The 15,178-nt window shown below is 65.4% G+C and carries 13 protein-coding genes; 9 read left to right on the top strand and 4 right to left on the bottom strand.

Annotation, left to right across the window (positions count from 1 at the left end; all coding sequences use genetic code 11):
- Positions 1–62: 62 nt before the first annotated feature.
- On the bottom strand, positions 63–938 hold the full coding sequence (locus OCX61_RS23030; protein ID WP_261941528.1) for a helix-turn-helix domain-containing protein: 876 nt from the start codon (positions 936–938) through the stop codon (positions 63–65).
- A 183-nt stretch (positions 939–1,121) separates the two neighbouring features.
- On the opposite strand from OCX61_RS23030, the gene OCX61_RS23025 reads away from it, so the two are divergent.
- Positions 1,122–2,024 carry a DMT family transporter gene (locus OCX61_RS23025; protein WP_261941527.1) on the top strand — a complete coding sequence of 301 codons (903 nt, stop codon included), beginning with the start codon at positions 1,122–1,124 and terminating at the stop codon, positions 2,022–2,024.
- A gap of 96 nt (positions 2,025–2,120) precedes the next feature.
- Here OCX61_RS23025 and OCX61_RS23020 read toward each other — a convergent pair whose 3' ends face one another.
- A complete protein-coding gene (locus tag OCX61_RS23020) occupies positions 2,121–3,095 on the bottom strand; it encodes a 2-hydroxyacid dehydrogenase (protein WP_261941526.1) in 975 nt (324 codons plus the stop codon).
- Between the two features lie 81 nt (positions 3,096–3,176).
- Positions 3,177–4,124, bottom strand: a complete 948-nt coding sequence (locus tag OCX61_RS23015) for a LysR family transcriptional regulator (protein ID WP_261941525.1) — start codon at positions 4,122–4,124, stop codon at positions 3,177–3,179.
- 180 nt (positions 4,125–4,304) lie between these two features.
- On the opposite strand from OCX61_RS23015, the gene OCX61_RS23010 reads away from it, so the two are divergent.
- Genes OCX61_RS23010 through OCX61_RS22995 form a run of 4 tightly spaced genes read left to right on the top strand, consistent with a single transcriptional unit; the run spans position 4,305 to position 9,084 of the window.
- On the top strand, positions 4,305–5,834 hold the full coding sequence (locus OCX61_RS23010; protein ID WP_261941524.1) for an efflux transporter outer membrane subunit: 1,530 nt from the start codon (positions 4,305–4,307) through the stop codon (positions 5,832–5,834).
- Positions 5,831–8,008, top strand: coding sequence for an FUSC family protein (locus OCX61_RS23005; RefSeq protein ID WP_261941523.1), 2,178 nt, complete (start codon positions 5,831–5,833; stop codon positions 8,006–8,008). The genes OCX61_RS23010 and OCX61_RS23005 overlap by 4 nt, the downstream gene beginning before the upstream one ends.
- Before the next feature lie 4 nt (positions 8,009–8,012).
- A complete protein-coding gene (locus OCX61_RS23000; protein ID WP_008097766.1) occupies positions 8,013–8,213 on the top strand; it encodes a DUF1656 domain-containing protein in 201 nt (66 codons plus the stop codon).
- A 10-nt stretch (positions 8,214–8,223) separates the two neighbouring features.
- On the top strand, positions 8,224–9,084 hold the full coding sequence (locus OCX61_RS22995; RefSeq protein ID WP_261941522.1) for an efflux RND transporter periplasmic adaptor subunit: 861 nt from the start codon (positions 8,224–8,226) through the stop codon (positions 9,082–9,084).
- A gap of 132 nt (positions 9,085–9,216) precedes the next feature.
- On the opposite strand, the gene OCX61_RS22990 is transcribed toward OCX61_RS22995, so the two are convergent.
- Positions 9,217–9,663 (bottom strand): universal stress protein, encoded by a 447-nt coding sequence (locus OCX61_RS22990; protein WP_261941521.1) that lies wholly within the window; start codon positions 9,661–9,663, stop codon positions 9,217–9,219.
- A 271-nt stretch (positions 9,664–9,934) separates the two neighbouring features.
- Here OCX61_RS22990 and OCX61_RS22985 point away from each other — a divergent pair, with 271 nt between their 5' ends.
- The 4 genes from OCX61_RS22985 (at position 9,935) to OCX61_RS22970 (ending at position 15,157) form a co-directional block, all read left to right on the top strand.
- Positions 9,935–10,843, top strand: coding sequence for a LysR family transcriptional regulator (locus OCX61_RS22985; RefSeq protein ID WP_261941520.1), 909 nt, complete (start codon positions 9,935–9,937; stop codon positions 10,841–10,843).
- A gap of 235 nt (positions 10,844–11,078) precedes the next feature.
- Positions 11,079–12,620, top strand: a complete 1,542-nt coding sequence (locus OCX61_RS22980) for an MFS transporter (protein ID WP_261941519.1) — start codon at positions 11,079–11,081, stop codon at positions 12,618–12,620.
- Between the two features lie 27 nt (positions 12,621–12,647).
- Positions 12,648–13,709, top strand: coding sequence for an HlyD family secretion protein (locus OCX61_RS22975; protein WP_261941518.1), 1,062 nt, complete (start codon positions 12,648–12,650; stop codon positions 13,707–13,709).
- Positions 13,706–15,157: an efflux transporter outer membrane subunit gene (locus tag OCX61_RS22970; RefSeq protein ID WP_261941517.1), complete on the top strand. Its 1,452-nt coding sequence runs from the start codon at positions 13,706–13,708 to the stop codon at positions 15,155–15,157. The genes OCX61_RS22975 and OCX61_RS22970 overlap by 4 nt, the downstream gene beginning before the upstream one ends.
- Positions 15,158–15,178: the final 21 nt, after the last annotated feature.

Here is a 15,178-nt window from a genome sequence, read left to right as displayed (position 1 = left end):
GTCGGCCTCTTCGCGGCTAAAGCCGCTCCTGAAGGGACGGCGCAGGGCCTGTGGGGGCGGCTTCAGCCGCGAATGGCCGAACGGTACTCGCCAGGTGTCGCCCCCAGCGCCTGGCGGAAGCGGTTGCTGAAATGGCTGGCACTGGCGAACCCGCACAGCAGTGCCACCTGGCCCAAGGGCAGTTCGCCCAGGCGCAACAACTGGCAAGCCCGGTGCAGCCGTCGCGCCAGCAAGTACTGATGCGGCGGCAGGCCGAAACTGGTGCGGAACATCCGCGCAAAGTGGTACTCCGACAGGTTGCAGCGCAGTGCCAGCTCGCCCAGGGTAATCGGCTGGTCGAGGTGCGCCTCGATATACTCGACCAGCTGCCGACGCAGGCTCGGCGCCAGCCCGCCTTTCAGGCGCAACCCCTGGCGCAGGCCAACCTGGCTGAGTACGGCATGGTCGACGATCTCGTGGGCCAGGCTGCTGGCCAGCAAGCGTTCGGCGGGTTCATCCCAGTCGAGGGTGATCAGCTGGCGAAAGCGCACGGATTGCTGCGGGTCATCGAGGAAGGTCGCCTCCTGCAGCTGCAGTTCGCGTGGCTCACGGTCGAGCAGGCGCACGCAGCCCAGGGCGAACTGGGCCTCGCTGATGTACAGATGGGCCAGGCGAATCGCACCGTTCACCACCCAGTTCGACTCGTGCCCCGCTGGCATGATGCACAACTTGTCCGGCGCGCCCTTGTCGGCCGGGCGCTGGCGGCGGAAGGTGCCGGTGCCATCGGCGATGTAGCACGACAGTGTGTGATGGCTCGGCGCCTGGTAGTCGCGGGCGTCGTCGCGGTTGCTCCACAACGCTGCCGCCAGACCGTCGCCCAGGTGCGCGCTCAGCTCCAGCCGGGCGTTTGGCGAGGCGTGCATGGCGTTGAACACTTGCAACTGGGTGAGTGGGGTCATGGTGAGTCCTCTGCGGCTCATCGTACTGCGCCTGCATGCCGGTGACAGCTACCCGGGCAGGAAAAGCGCAAGTTTGTGCAAGCAGGGAGAGGCCAATCGGCAGAACACTGGTGATCCCTGTGGGAGCGGGCTTGCCCGCGAAAAGCCAGGCACCGCTATCGACATGCCCAAGGAACCGCCGCCATGAACCTGTTTCTGTACCTGCTCACCGTCCTGATCTGGGGGACCACCTGGATCGCCCTGAAACTGCAACTGGGCGTGGTCGACATCCCGGTGTCGATCGTCTATCGCTTCGCCCTGGCCGGCCTGATCCTGTTCGCCATGCTCCTGCTCACCCGCCGCCTGCAGCCGATGAACCGGCGCGGCCACCTGATCTGCGTGGCACAGGGTTTTTGCCTGTTCTGTGTCAACTTCATGTGCTTCCTCACCGCCAGTCAGTGGGTTGCCAGTGGCCTGATCGCCGTGGTGTTCTCGACCGCGACTTTGTGGAATGCCCTCAACGCCCGCATCTTCTTCGGCCAGAAGATCGCCAGCAATGTCCTGGCTGGCGGTGCGCTTGGCCTGCTCGGCCTGGGGCTGCTGTTCTGGCCCGAGCTCTCGCACCACACAGCCAGCCGCGAAACCCTCTACGGCCTGGGCCTGGCCTTGCTCGGCACGCTGTGCTTCTCGGCCGGCAACATGCTTTCCAGCATGCAGCAGAAGACCGGGCTCAAGCCCATGACCACCAATGCCTGGGGCATGGTCTATGGCGCCTCGATGCTGGCGCTGTATTGCCTGGTCAGCGGCATCCCTTTCGCCATGGAATGGAACACCCGCTACATCGGCTCGCTGCTGTACCTGGTCATCCCCGGCTCGGTAATCGGCTTCACCGCCTACCTGACTCTGGTCGGGCGCATGGGGCCGGAGCGGGCGGCCTACTGCACCGTGTTGTTCCCGCTGGTGGCGCTGAATGTGTCGGCTTTTGCCGAAGGTTACCAATGGACGACACCGGCGCTGCTGGGCCTGGTGGCGGTGATGGCGGGGAATGTGCTGGTGTTCCGCAAGCGCAAACCCGAAGTCGCAGCGCCTGTGGCAATGGCCAGATAGGCAACAGGTAGCCTGTACCAGCCGGGCTTCCCCTGTGGGAGCGGCGGTGCAGCGATCCGCCTTACGCGCGAAGGGCTGGCACAGGCAACGAGGCTCTCAGCCCTTCCATACCTGCGGATTCACCAGATCCCGCGGCCGCTCGCCGAGCAGCGCAGCCCGCAGGTTTTCCATCGCCCGGTTGGCCATGGCTTCGCGGGTCTCGGCAGTCGCCGAACCGATGTGCGGCAAGGTCAGCGCATTGGGCAGCTGGAACAGCGGCGACTGGCTCAGGGGCTCTTTCTCGTAAACATCCAGGCCGGCGCCACGCAGGGTGCCGTTCTGCAGCGCCTCGATCAGCGCCGCTTCGTCGACCACCGGGCCGCGGGCGATGTTGATCAGGAACGCACTCGGTTTCATCAGCTTCAATTCACCGGCGCCGATCAGCTTGCGCGTGGCATCGGACAGCGGCACCACCAGGCAGACGAAGTCGGACTCCGCCAGCAGTTGCTCGAGGCTGCGGTACTGGGCGCCCAGTTCCTGCTCCAGCGCCGTCTTGCGGCTGTTGCCGGCATACAGGATCGACATGTTGAAGCCGAAGCGGCCACGCCGGGCAATGGCGGCGCCGATGTTGCCCAGGCCGACGATGCCCAGGGTCTTGCCATGCACATCGCTGCCGAAGTGCGACGGGGCGACCGTGGCTTGCCAGTGGCCGGCCTTGGTCCAGGCGTCGAGCTCGGCGGTGCGGCGGGCGCAGCCCATGATGAGCGAGAAACCCAGGTCGGCGGTGCTTTCGGTGAGCACGTCGGGGGTGTTGGTCAGGGCGATGCCGCGCTCGTTGAAATAGTCGAGGTCATAGTTGTCATAACCGACCGAGACGCTGGACACCACTTCGAGCTTGCCCGCGCCTTCGAGTTGCGCGCGGCCCAGCTTGCGGCCGGCGCCGATCAGGCCGTGGGCCTCGGGCAGCGCTTCGTTGAACTGGGCACTGATGTCGCCGAGCTTGGGGTTCGGCACGATCACGTTGAAGTCTTGCTGCAGGTGCTCGGCCATGGCCGGGGTGATGCGGCTGAAGGCCAGGACGGTTTTTTTCATCGGGCAACTTCTCAGGGCGGTGGCTGGGGTTGATTGGTTAGCAACCTACCATTGTCCACCGCCGCCGTGCAGCAGCTTTTTTCAGTTGGCGAGCAGCAATTCGTGGGTTTTCAGGTCGGCTTCATGGGCCGCCAGAATTTCCGGCAACGAGTTGCGCAGGTACTCGACCCAGGTCTTGATCTTGGCATCCAGGTACTGGCGCGACGGGTAGATGGCATACAGGTTCAGCTCCTGCAGCCGGTACTCCGGCATCACCCGGACCAGGCTGCCGTCACGCAAGCCATCGATCACCGAGTAGATCGGCAATACGCCCATGCCCATGCCACTGCGGATCGCGGTTTTCATCGCATCCGCCGAGTTGACCTGGAACGGCGAGCTGGTGATGTTCACCAACTCCTGGCCCTCCGGGCCGTCGAACAGCCATTTTTCCAGCGGGATCACCGGGCTGACCATGCGCAGGCAGGAATGCTTGAGCAGGTCGACCGGCTTTTGCGCAAAGCCGTGCTTGGCCACGTACTCGGGCGAGGCGCAGACAATGCTGTAGGTGATGCCCAGGCGTTGCGAGACGAAACCGGAGTCCGGCAGCTCGGTGGCCAGCACGATGGACACGTCGTAGCCCTCGTCGAGCAGGTCCGGCACGCGGTTGGCCATGGTCAGGTCGAAGGTCACGTCCGGGTGCGACTCGCGGTAGCGGGCGATGGCATCGACCACGAAGTGCTGGCCGACCCCGGTCATCGAATGCACTTTCAACTGGCCGGCAGGCCGGGCATGGGCGTCGCTGGCTTCAGCTTCGGCTTCTTCGACATAGGTGAGGATCTGTTCGCAGCGCATCAGGTAACGCTTGCCCGCCTCGGTCAGGGCGATGCGCCGGGTGGTGCGGTTGAGCAGCCGGGTTTGCAGATGGGCTTCCAGGTTGGAGACCGCCCGCGACACGTTCGCGGTGGTCGTATCCAGTTGCGCCGCGGCGGCGGTAAAGCTGCCTAGCTGGGCTACGCAACTGAAAGCACGCATGTTTTGCAGGGTGTCCATGGGTCACTCTCAAGGTAGAGGACAAAATTGTGTCACGAAGTAACGCGAATGTGCGTTCGACCAAAGCCGGATTATCGCTGTTTCGGTAACAAAGATTCGCAGGAATATGCGCTTATCGCCAGTGCAGCGGCCCCCTAGAATTGCCCGGCCCCTCCACCTCTTCCTCGGGAAATCGCAGCTGTGCCGCGTCGCATCCTCAGAACACTTCAAGTGTTCAGTGCCTGTGCCCTTAGTCTCACCTTGAGCGGCTGTATCGGAACCTGGGGTATCGCCCCGCAAAGCAAGACCCTGCAAGCCAATACCTTGACCACCGACGCGGCCATTCGCGAAGCGGCCAGCGACGCGCACTGGCCTGACCAGCGCTGGTGGCATGCCTATGGCGACCCACAACTCGACCGCTGGATCGACCTGGCCGTGGCCGGCAGCCCAAGCCTGGCCATGGCGGCGGCGCGTGTGCGTGAAGCCAAGGCCATGGCGGGTGTGGTCGAGTCGGCGGAAAAGCTCCAGGTCAATGGTGATGCCACGCTCAAACGGCATAACTGGCCTGAGGATCAGTTCTACGGCCCTGGCGCGCTGTCGGGTGCCAACACCTGGGACAACAACGCCGCCCTCGGCTTCAGCTACGCGCTGGACCTGTGGGGGCGTGAGCGCAACGCCAGCGAGCAGGCGGTGGACCAGGCCCACATGAGCGTGGCCGAGGCCCGCCAGGCGCAGCTGGAGCTGCAGAACAACGTGGTGCGCGCCTACATTCAGCTGAGCCTGCATTTCGCCCAGCACGACATCGTCAAGGCCGAGCTCGAACAGCAGGAGCAGATCCTGGCCCTGGCCAAGCGCCGTCTGGACGGTGGCATCGGCACCCATTTCGAGGTCAGCCAGGCCGAGGCACCGCTGCCCGAAACCCATCGCCAGCTCGATAGCCTCGACGAAGAAATCGCCCTGACCCGCAACCAGCTGGCGGCGCTGGCGGGCAAAGGCCCAGGGGAGGGCGCGCAGTTGCAACGGCCGACCCTGGCCCTTGCGGCCCCTCTGAAACTGCCTTCGAACCTGCCTGCCGAGCTGGTCGGTCAGCGCCCGGACGTGGTCGCCAGCCGCTGGCAGGTCGCCGCACAGGCCCGTGGCATCGATGTCGCCCACGCCGGTTTCTTTCCCAACGTCGACCTGGTCGGCAGCCTCGGCTTCATGGCCACCGGTGGTGGCCCGCTGGAATTCCTGACCGGACGCAAGTTCAACTACAACGTCGGCCCGGCGATCAGCCTGCCGATCTTCGACGGTGGCCGCCTGCGCTCGCAGTTGGGCGTGGCCTCGGCGGGTTATGACGTGGCCGTGGCGCGCTACAACCAGACCGTTGTCGGTGCGCTGAAGAACATTTCCGACCAGCTGATCCGCCGTGAATCGATGAAGGAGCAGTCGCACTTCGCCGCCGAGTCGGTGGCCGCTGCGCAGAAAACCTACGACATCGCCACGGTGGCCTTCCAGCGCGGCCTGACCGACTACCTCAACGTGCTCAATGCGCAGACCTTGCTGTTCCGCCAGCAGCAGGTGCAGCAGCAGGTGCAAGCTGCGCGCCTGATTGCCCATGCCGAACTGGTCACCGCCCTGGGCGGTGGCTTGCAGGCCGGCCAGGACGTGCCGAAGGAAGAACGCCAGGCAGCGCCTGAAACCCCCGCCACCCTGGCCATTTTCGACAAGAAGCCGGATAACGCCGAATGAGCACTTCCAGTTTGCCCATGCGCTGGCTGCAGAGCCTCGAATGGCGCCGGGGCTTCTTTGCCTGGGCGCGCACCGACGGGGTGACCTGGGTCTACATCTTCAAGGTGCTGGCGGCAGCGTTCATTACCCTGTGGCTGGCCATGCGCCTGGAGCTGCCGCAACCGCGTACGGCGATGATCACCGTGTTCATCGTCATGCAGCCGCAGAGCGGCCATGTGTTCGCCAAGAGCTTCTACCGGGTGCTCGGTACCTTGGCCGGCTCGGCGATGATGGTCGCGCTGATCGCCATCTTCCCGCAGAACACCGAACTGTTCCTGCCCAGCCTTGCAGTGTGGGTTGGCCTGTGCTCGGCCGGTGCCATGCGCTACCGCACCTTCCGCGCCTATGGCTTCGTCCTCGCCGGCTACACCGCGGCGATGATCGGCCTGCCCGTGCTGCAGCACCCGGACCAGGCGTTCATGGCGGCCGTGTGGCGGGTCCTTGAAATTGCCCTGGGCATCCTGGTGTCGACCTTCGTCAGCGCCGCGATCCTGCCGCAGTCGGCCAGTGCCGCCATGCGCAATGCCCTGTACCAGCGCTTCGGCGTATTCGCCGGGGTAGTGGTGGAAGCCTTGCGCGGCGATAGCCAGCGCGACCGCTTCGAGACCAGCAACGTGCGCTTCGTCGCCGAGGCGGTGGGGCTGGAGAGCCTGCGTAACGTCACTGCCTTCGAAGACCCGCACATGCGTCGCCGCTCTGGCCGCCTGGTGCGCATGAACAGCGAGTTCATGGCCATCACCACGCGCTTCAACGCCTTGCACCGCTTGCTGGAGCGCCTGCGCGCCCGCGGTCCGCTGCAGATCGTCAGCGCCATCGAGCCAGGCCTGGACACTTTGGTGGAGCTGCTGCAGCCCTATGTGGGCCGGGCGCTGACCGACGCCGATGCGCTGCGCCTGACCCTGGAACTGGCGGCCTACAAGGAAGGCCTGCAGGCGCAGGTGCGTAGCCTGCGCGCCGACTACCTGGCAACCCAGCCCAGCGAATCCGACCTGCTCGATTTCCACACTGCGTTCGAGTTGCTCTACCGTTTCGTCGACGAGATGTACAGCTACGCCGAAACCCACGCCTCGCTGGCCGCGCACAAGCACGAGCGCGAGCAGTGGGATGAGCCCTATGTGGCGCAGACCAGCTGGCTGGTGTCGCTGGCCGCCGGTGTGCGGGCGTCGGCGGTGCTGTTGCTGCTGGGCAGCTACTGGCTGATGAGCGACTGGCCCAGCGGTGCCATGATGACCCTGATCGCCACCGTCACCGTGGGCCTCTCGGCCGCTTCGCCGAACCCCAAGCGCATGTCGTTCCAGATGGCCTGTGGTACGGCGATCGGTGCCTTCATCGGCTTTTTCGAAACCTTCTTCGTGTTCCCCTGGATCGACGGTTTCCCGCTGCTGTGCATGGTCCTGGCGCCGGTGTTCGTGCTCGGTGCCTTCCTGTCGTCGCGGCCAGCCTACGCCGGTTACGGCATCGGCCTGCTGGTGTTCTTCGCCATCGGCTCGGTGCCGAACAACCTGACCGTCTACGACCCCTACAGCTTCATTAACGACTACATCGGCATGGTCATCGGCATGTTCGTCTGCGCCGCAGCCGGGGCGATCATCCTGCCGCCGAACAGCCGTTGGCTGTGGAGCCGCCTGGAGCAGGAGCTGCGCGGGCAGGTGCTGTTCGCCATCAGCGGCCGCCTGCGCGGCCTCGGTTCGGCCTTCGAAAGCCGCACCCGCGACCTGTTGCACCAGGCCTATGGCCTGGCTGCCGGCAAGCCGCAGGTACAGAGCCAGCTGATGGGCTGGATGTTCACCGTGCTGGAGATCGGCCACGCCATCATCGAACTGCGCAAGGAGCAGGCCCGCGCGCCGGTCCACCCGGCCTACGCCGAGTCGCAGCCGTGGCGCCAGGCCATTCGTGTCATGGGCCGTGCCCTGGCCCGTCTGTTCCTGCAGCCCAGCGCCAGCAACCACGAACGCGCCCTGGTCGCGGTGGACCACGCCATCGCGCGCGTGCAGGCCACTGACGAACCGTTCGCCCGGCACTTCGACACCTCGGTGCTGCGCCGTGTCCAGAGCTACCTGCACTTCATCCGTTCATCCCTATTGGACCCACAGTCGCCGCTGGCACCGGCGAAAGGATTGCACGATGCTCCGTGAAAGCATGCCCCGTGAGATCGCCTTCCATGGCGTGTACATGCCCACCATGACCCTGATGTTCCTGTTCGCCCTGGGCCTGGCCTGGGGCCTGGACCGGTTCATCGCCAGCCATGATGGCTACCGCTTCTTCTGGCACCCGGCGCTGCTGCGCCTGAGCCTGTTCGTCTGCCTGTTCGGCGCCCTGGCGCTGTCGCTCTACTGGTGAGAAACCTTCGATGAAAAAGTTCTTCAGCCTGATCGCCACCCTGCTGGTGCTGGCCGCTGCCGTGGTGATCGGTCGCCAGTTGTGGTTGCACTACATGACCACGCCGTGGACCCGCGATGGCCGCGTGCGCGCCGACATCATCAACGTCGCCGCCGACGTGCCTGGCTATGTGGTGGACGTGCCGGTCAAGGACAACCAGCGGGTGAAGAAGGGCGACCTGCTGATCCAGATCGACCCTGAGCACTACCAGCTGGCGGTCGACCAGGCCAAGGCCCTGGTCGCCTCGCGCAAGGCCACCTGGGAGATGCGCAAGGTCAACGCCAAGCGCCGTGCCGACATGGACAACCTGGTGATCTCCAGGGAAAACCGTGACGACGCCAGCAACATTGCCAACTCCGCCCTGGCCGACTATCAGCAGGCCCAGGCTGAACTGGCGGCGGCCGAGCTGAATCTCAAGCGCACTCATATCGTCGCCACGGTGGACGGTTACGTGACCAACCTGAACATCCACAAGGGTGATTATGCGCGTACCGGCGAAGCGGTGATGGCGGTGGTCGACGAGAACTCCTTCTGGGTGTACGGCTTCTTCGAGGAGACCAAGTTGCCGCACGTGAAGGTGGGTGACCAGGCCGAGCTGCAGATGATGAGCGGCGAGCGCCTCAAGGGGCATGTGGAGAGCATCGCGCGCGGCATCTACGACCGCGACAACCCGCAGAGCCGCGAGCTGATCGCCGACGTGAACCCGACGTTCAACTGGGTGCGCCTGGCACAGCGGGTGCCGGTGCGGATTCATATCGATGAAGTGCCGGACGGGTTCCTGCTGGCGGCGGGGACGACCTGTACGGTGGTGGTGAAGCCGGGCGAGGAGTGAATGCTGCTACGTGGGCCTGACCTGTGCAGGCCCGCACGCTCGCAGCAATTGGTCCCAATCGTCCGCAGGGTGGCTGCTCGGCAGCATCTTCTGAAAAACCAATGCAATCGCAATACCTGCGTGATCAGCGGTTCAAGCGGCTCCGACCAGCACAGGCACCTCAACCCGATCAATCACTTTCGCGCTGATCGAGGGGTCCAGCAACCGCCCCAGCCGCGACAGGTGGCGGTGGCCCATGATGATCAGCTCGCAGTTCAGTTCCTGTGCCTTGGCGACAATCGCCTCGACCGGCTGCCCGGCGACCATGCAGCCCTGGCTGCTGAAGCCGGCCTGCTGCAGCAGTTGCACCGCCTCGGCCACGGCGCGGTCGCCCAGGCGTTGTTCCTCGCAGGCAGCGGGGTATTCCTCCAGTTCCTCGGCAGTGTAGGGCGCGGGCTTGTCGTGCACGGCGAAGGTCGAGTCGATGGCCAGCAGCACGTGCAACGCGTGTTCGTCGGGGCGGCAGTAGCGGCGGGCGAGGGTGATCAGGGCGCTGGCGGCAGGGGAGGCATCGATGGCGATCAGGACGGGGCTGGGCATGGGAATCCTTGGTTGATGCTGGTTCGTGTGCTTGCAGGTCTGGCCCTTTCGCGGGGCAAGCCCGCTCCCACAAGCATCCACCCTGCTCAAAGGCCGAGCAGTATCTGTGGGAGCGGGCTTGCCCCGCGAAAGGGCCGGACTTGCCAATGCTCCATTTAAGGCCGAACACGGCCAGCGAATAAATGCCCCGCCACGCACGAGCGCATTGCGTCTGGTGCAATCCGCCAACCTGCTACCATCGCCTTTCCCACCGCTGTAACGGAAAACGGCCATGCAACTCCCGGACATGAACCTGCTCGTCGCTCTCGATGCCTTGCTTGATGAAGGCAGCGTGGTCGGCGCCGCACAGCGCATGAACCTGAGCCCGGCGGCGATGAGCCGCACCTTGGGGCGTATCCGCGATGCCCTGGGCGATCCGATCCTGGTGCGCGCCGGCCGTGGCCTGGTGCCGACGCCACGGGCGCTGGCCCTGCGCGAGCAGGTGGCGGCACTGGTGGAGCAGGCCGGTGAAGTGTTCCGCAGCGCCGATGAAGTCGACTTGTCCAGGCTCGATCGCGCTTTCAATATTCGCACCAATGACCTGTTCATCGCCTTGTATGGTGCCCAGCTGCTGCGGCGCATGCATGAACAGGCGCCACGCACGGTGCTGCGCTTCGTGCCGGAAAGCCCCGGTGGCGATGACGACAGTGTGCTGCGCGATGGGCGCACCGACCTGATCATCAGCTCGACCGTCGACCTGGGCCCGGAGATCAAGGTGCAGAGCCTGTTCCAGACATACTATGTAGGCCTGGCCCGACGCGACCACCCGATCTTCGACCAGCCGATCACGCCGAGCAGCTTTGCCAGTTATCCACAGATCAGCGTGTCCCGCCGTGGCCGGGCCAACGGGCCGATCGATGTCGAACTGGCCAATTTCAAGGTGCAGCGGCGGGTGGCGCTGATTACCCCGAGTTTTCACTCGGCGCTGTTCTCGTTGCCGGATTCCGACCTGATCCTGCCGATGCCAGCCAACATCCTCAACAGTGTGCACAAGCTCGGGTTGCCGCTGCGTTCGTTCGAGATCCCGGTACCGCTGGAGCGGGTGACGGTACTGCAGGCCTGGCACCCGCGTTTTCACAACGATCCGGCGCACCGCTGGCTGCGGCAGACCTTGAAGGCCTGTTGCAGTGTCGACCCGTGAATGCTGCTCAGCCCTTGCAGCCTCTTCGCGGGAAAACCCGCTCCCACAGGGTAAGCGCCAAGCCCGAGGCTACCTCAGCACCTGTGGAAGGGGATTCACCCGCGAAGAGATCGACTCGGTTTTGAGTCGGATTGCGCCTGGCGCAACTTAAACCTGCCGAGAAGTCAGTTTTCGTCAGCATTCGACCTTCTTAGACTGGCTCCAGTCGCAAATTTGTTGCTGGAGATGTCTGCCCATGAGTTCCCTGTCTGCCCCCTCTGCCGCGATTGCCGCCGCCCCCGCGCCGGCCGCCCCCGTGCAGACGGCGTTCGGCCTGCAGGTGGTGGTCGGGCTGTTCGGTGTGCTGCTGGCGGTGCTGTGTGCCGGCCTCAACGAGTCGGTGACCAAGATTTCCCTGGCCGACATCCGTGGCGCCATGGGCATCGGCGCCGACGAAGGGGCCTGGCTGCTGGCGGTGTACAGCGCCGCGTCGGTCTCGGCCATGGCCTTCGCCCCGTGGCTGGCCACCACCTTCTCCCTGCGCCGCTTCACCCTGAGTGCGATCGGCCTGTTCGCCGTGCTAGGGCTGCTGCAACCGTTCGCCCCCAACCTGCATAGCCTGATGCTGTTGCGCGTGCTCCAGGGCTTCGCTTCGGGCGCCTTGCCGCCGATGCTGATGAGCGTGGCACTGCGTTTCCTGCCACCTGGCATCAAGGTCTACGGCTTGGCCTGCTACGCCCTGACCGCCACCTTCGGGCCCAACCTCGGCACGCCGCTGGCGGGCCTGTGGACCGAGTACGTCGGCTGGCAATGGGCGTTCTGGCAGATCATCCTGCCCTCGGCACTGGCCATGTTCTGTGTCGGCTGGGGCCTGCCGCAGGACCCGCTGCGCCTGGAACGCTTCAAGCAGTTCGACTGGCGCGGCGTGTTGCTTGGCCTGCCGGCCATCAGCTGCATCGTCCTGGGCCTGTCGCTGGGTGACCGCTGGGGCTGGTTCGATTCGCCGCTGATCTGCTGGCTGCTGGGCGGTGGCGTGCTGCTGTTGGTGCTGTTCATGTACAACGAATGGTCCGAGCCGCTGCCGTTCTTCCAGCTGCGCATGCTGCAGCGGCGCAACCTCAGCTTCGCCCTGCTGACCCTGGCCGGGGTGCTGATCGTGTTGTCCGGTGTGGGCAGCATTCCATCGGCGTACCTGGCGCAGATCCAGGGCTATCGCCCGGCGCAGACCAGCCCGCTGATGATGCTGGTGGCCATGCCGCAGCTGATTGCGCTGCCGCTGACGGCGGCGCTGTGCAATATCCGTGCGGTGGATTGCCGCTGGGTACTGGCCATCGGCTTGGCCTTGCTGGCGGGGTCGTGCGTGGGCAGCAGCCTGCTGACCAGCGAGTGGATCCGTGGCGATTTCTACCCGTTCTACCTGCTGCAGGTATTTGGCCAGCCAATGGCCGTGTTGCCGCTGCTGATGCTTTCTACCAACGGCATGAGCCCGCAGGAGGGCCCGTTCGCCTCCAGCTGGTTCAACACCGTCAAAGGCCTGGCCGCCGTGATTGCCGGTGGTCTGCTGGATGCCTTGGGCACGCTGCGCCGGCATTTCCATTCCAACCATCTGGTGGACAGCCTGGGCAACGCCCCGCTGATCGACGACAGCGCCGCCGGCCTGGCCAAGCGTATCCATGACCAGGCGCTGGTGCTCACGTCGGCCGACCTGTACCTGGTCATGGCCTGCGTCGCCGTGGCGCTGATCTGCCTGATTCCTTTCGTGCCTACCCGGGTCTATCCGCCGCGTGCGGTGGCCTGAACCCTGGATGACTTCGAGACACTGAACATGACCAACAACCGTAAAACCATTCTCATCGGCTCGGTGCTCGCTGTGGCCGTGCTGGCCGGTATCGTCGGCCCCTGGGTGTTCGGCAGCGACCACCACCAGCGCACCAACGATGCCTACGTGATCGCCGACTACACCGTGGTTGCGCCCAAGGTCGCCGGCTTCATCAAGGAAGTGCTGGTAGAAGACAACCAGCAGGTCCAGGCCGGCCAGTTGCTGGCGACCATCGATGACCGTGACTACCAGGCCGCGCTGGATGCCGCCCAGGCACAGCTGCTGGTGGCCAAGGCACAGAGCGCCGATGCCCGCGCCACCCTTGAGCGCCAGGCCGCACTGATTGCCCAGGCCCAGGCGGCGGTAACGGCGGCCCAGGCTGAAGCCGCCTTCGCCGACCATGAGGTCAACCGCTACAGCCGCCTGGCCGAGCAAGGCGCCGGTACCGTGCAGAACGCCCAGCAGGCGCGCAGCCGGGTCGACCAGGCCCGCGCGCGGCTGGTAAACGCCCAGGCGGCGCTGGTGGCAACCCGCAAGCAGGTGGACATCCTCACGGCCCAGGTGGCCAGTGCCGATGGCCAGTTGAAGCGTGCCGAAGCCGGCCTGGAGAAGGCCCAGCTGGACCTGTCCTACACCCGCATCACCGCGCCGGTCGACGGCATGGTCGGTGAGCGTGCACTGCGCGTCGGCGCCTTCGTCAACCCGGGCGCACGCCTGCTCTCGGTGGTGCCGCTGCAGCATGCCTACGTGGTCGGCAATTTCCAGGAAACCCAGCTGACCCATGTGCAGCCGGGCCAGCCGGTGAGCATCAGTGTCGATACTTTCTCCGGCGAAACCCTCAAGGGCCATGTCCAGAGCATCGCCCCGGCCACCGGCGTGACCTTCGCCGCGGTGAAACCGGACAACGCCACCGGCAACTTCACCAAGGTGGTGCAACGCATTCCGGTGAAGATCGTCTTCGATGATGGCCAGCCACTGCTCGAACGCCTGCGCGTGGGCATGTCGGTAGAGGCGACCATCGACACCCAGGGCGACAAGCTGGCCGGCAAAGAGGTGAGCGCCCGATGAAACCTGCCGCACGCTTGAGCCCGCTGCTGCTGGCCGTGTTGATGGCTGGCTGCACCCTCGGGCCGGACTTTCAGCGCCCTCCCAGCCAGGCGCCGCAGCAATGGGCAGCGCTGCAAGGTGAAGCCGCCGCGAGCCAGCCACAGGCTGAGCCGCTGGAGCTGCGCTGGTGGGAAACCTTTCACGATGCGCGCCTGAGTGCATTGATCCAGCGCGTGGCCGATAACAACCTCGACCTGCAGATGGCCAGTGCACGCCTGCTGCAAAGCCGGGCCTTGCGCAGCACAGTGGCGGCCGATGAAACGCCGTCGGTCGATGCCAATGTCGGTTACAGCCGCGCCCGCAACAGCGCAGAAGGCCTGAGCGATCCATCCGGCAACGCGGGCAAATCGGCCTTCAACCTCTGGCAGGGCGACCTGGTCGCCGGCTGGGAGCTGGACCTCTGGGGCCGGGTGCGGCGCCAGGTGGAAGCAGCCGACGCCACCGTGGAGGTGGCCGAGAACGACCGTCGGGGCGTATTGCTGGCGCTGCTTTCGGAAACCGCCGGCAACTACATCCAGCTGCGTGCCGTGCAACACACCCTGGACGTGACTCGTGACAACCTCAAGGTCGCCCAGCACAGTCTGAAGCTTTCCCAGGACCGTCAGGCAGAAGGCGTCGCCACCCGTCTCGACGTGGCCCAAGCCAGTGCCCAGGTCGCTTCCATCGAAGCGCGCCTGCCAAGCCTGGAAGCCCGGCGCGATGACCTGATCAACGCCCTCAGCCTGCTCGCCGCCGAGCCGCCACGCAGCCTGCAAGCCGAGTTGCTGCCGGGGGGCGAACTGCCCGCGCCGCAGCAGACCTTCGCCATCGGCCTACCGTCCGAACTGGCCGAGCGGCGCCCGGACATCCGTCAGGCGCAGGCACGCCTGCATGCTGCCACCGCGAGCATTGGTGTCGCCAAGGCCGACTTCTATCCAAGCATCCGTCTGTCCGGCAGCGTCGGCTTCCAGGCCATGCAACTGGCCGATTTCGGTGCCTGGGATTCGCGTCGCTTCGCCTTCGGCCCGCAGTTGTCGCTGCCGATCTTCGAGGGTGGGCGGCTCAAGGGTACCCTCGAATTGCGCGAGGCGCAGCAGCAGGAAGCGGCGCTGAATTACCGCAAGGTGGTGCTCGGCGCCTGGCACGAAATCGACGATGTGCTACGCCTGTACAACGCCAGCCAGTTGCGTCGCGACCACTTGGCCGAGGCCGTGCGGCAGAACCGCATCGCCCTGGAAACTGCCCAGCGCCAGTATGTGGAAGGGGCGGTGGACTTTCTCAATGTGCTGAGTGTGCAGAGCGCCTTGCTGGCCAGCGAAGAGCAATGGATCGACAGTTCGGCGGCAGTGTCGCAGGCGCTGGTCGGCCTTTACAAGGCGTTGGGCGGTGGCTGGCAGGCGTTCGACGAGCAGCCAGCGAAGAAAGCATAAAGACGAGTGCCGCGTTGCGGC

The sequence above is a fragment of the Pseudomonas sp. LRP2-20 genome (genome assembly GCF_024349685.1).
Classification (GTDB): domain Bacteria; phylum Pseudomonadota; class Gammaproteobacteria; order Pseudomonadales; family Pseudomonadaceae; genus Aquipseudomonas.
Note: the sequence above shows the minus strand (reverse complement) of the source record. Positions and strands in the feature narration are given on the sequence as shown.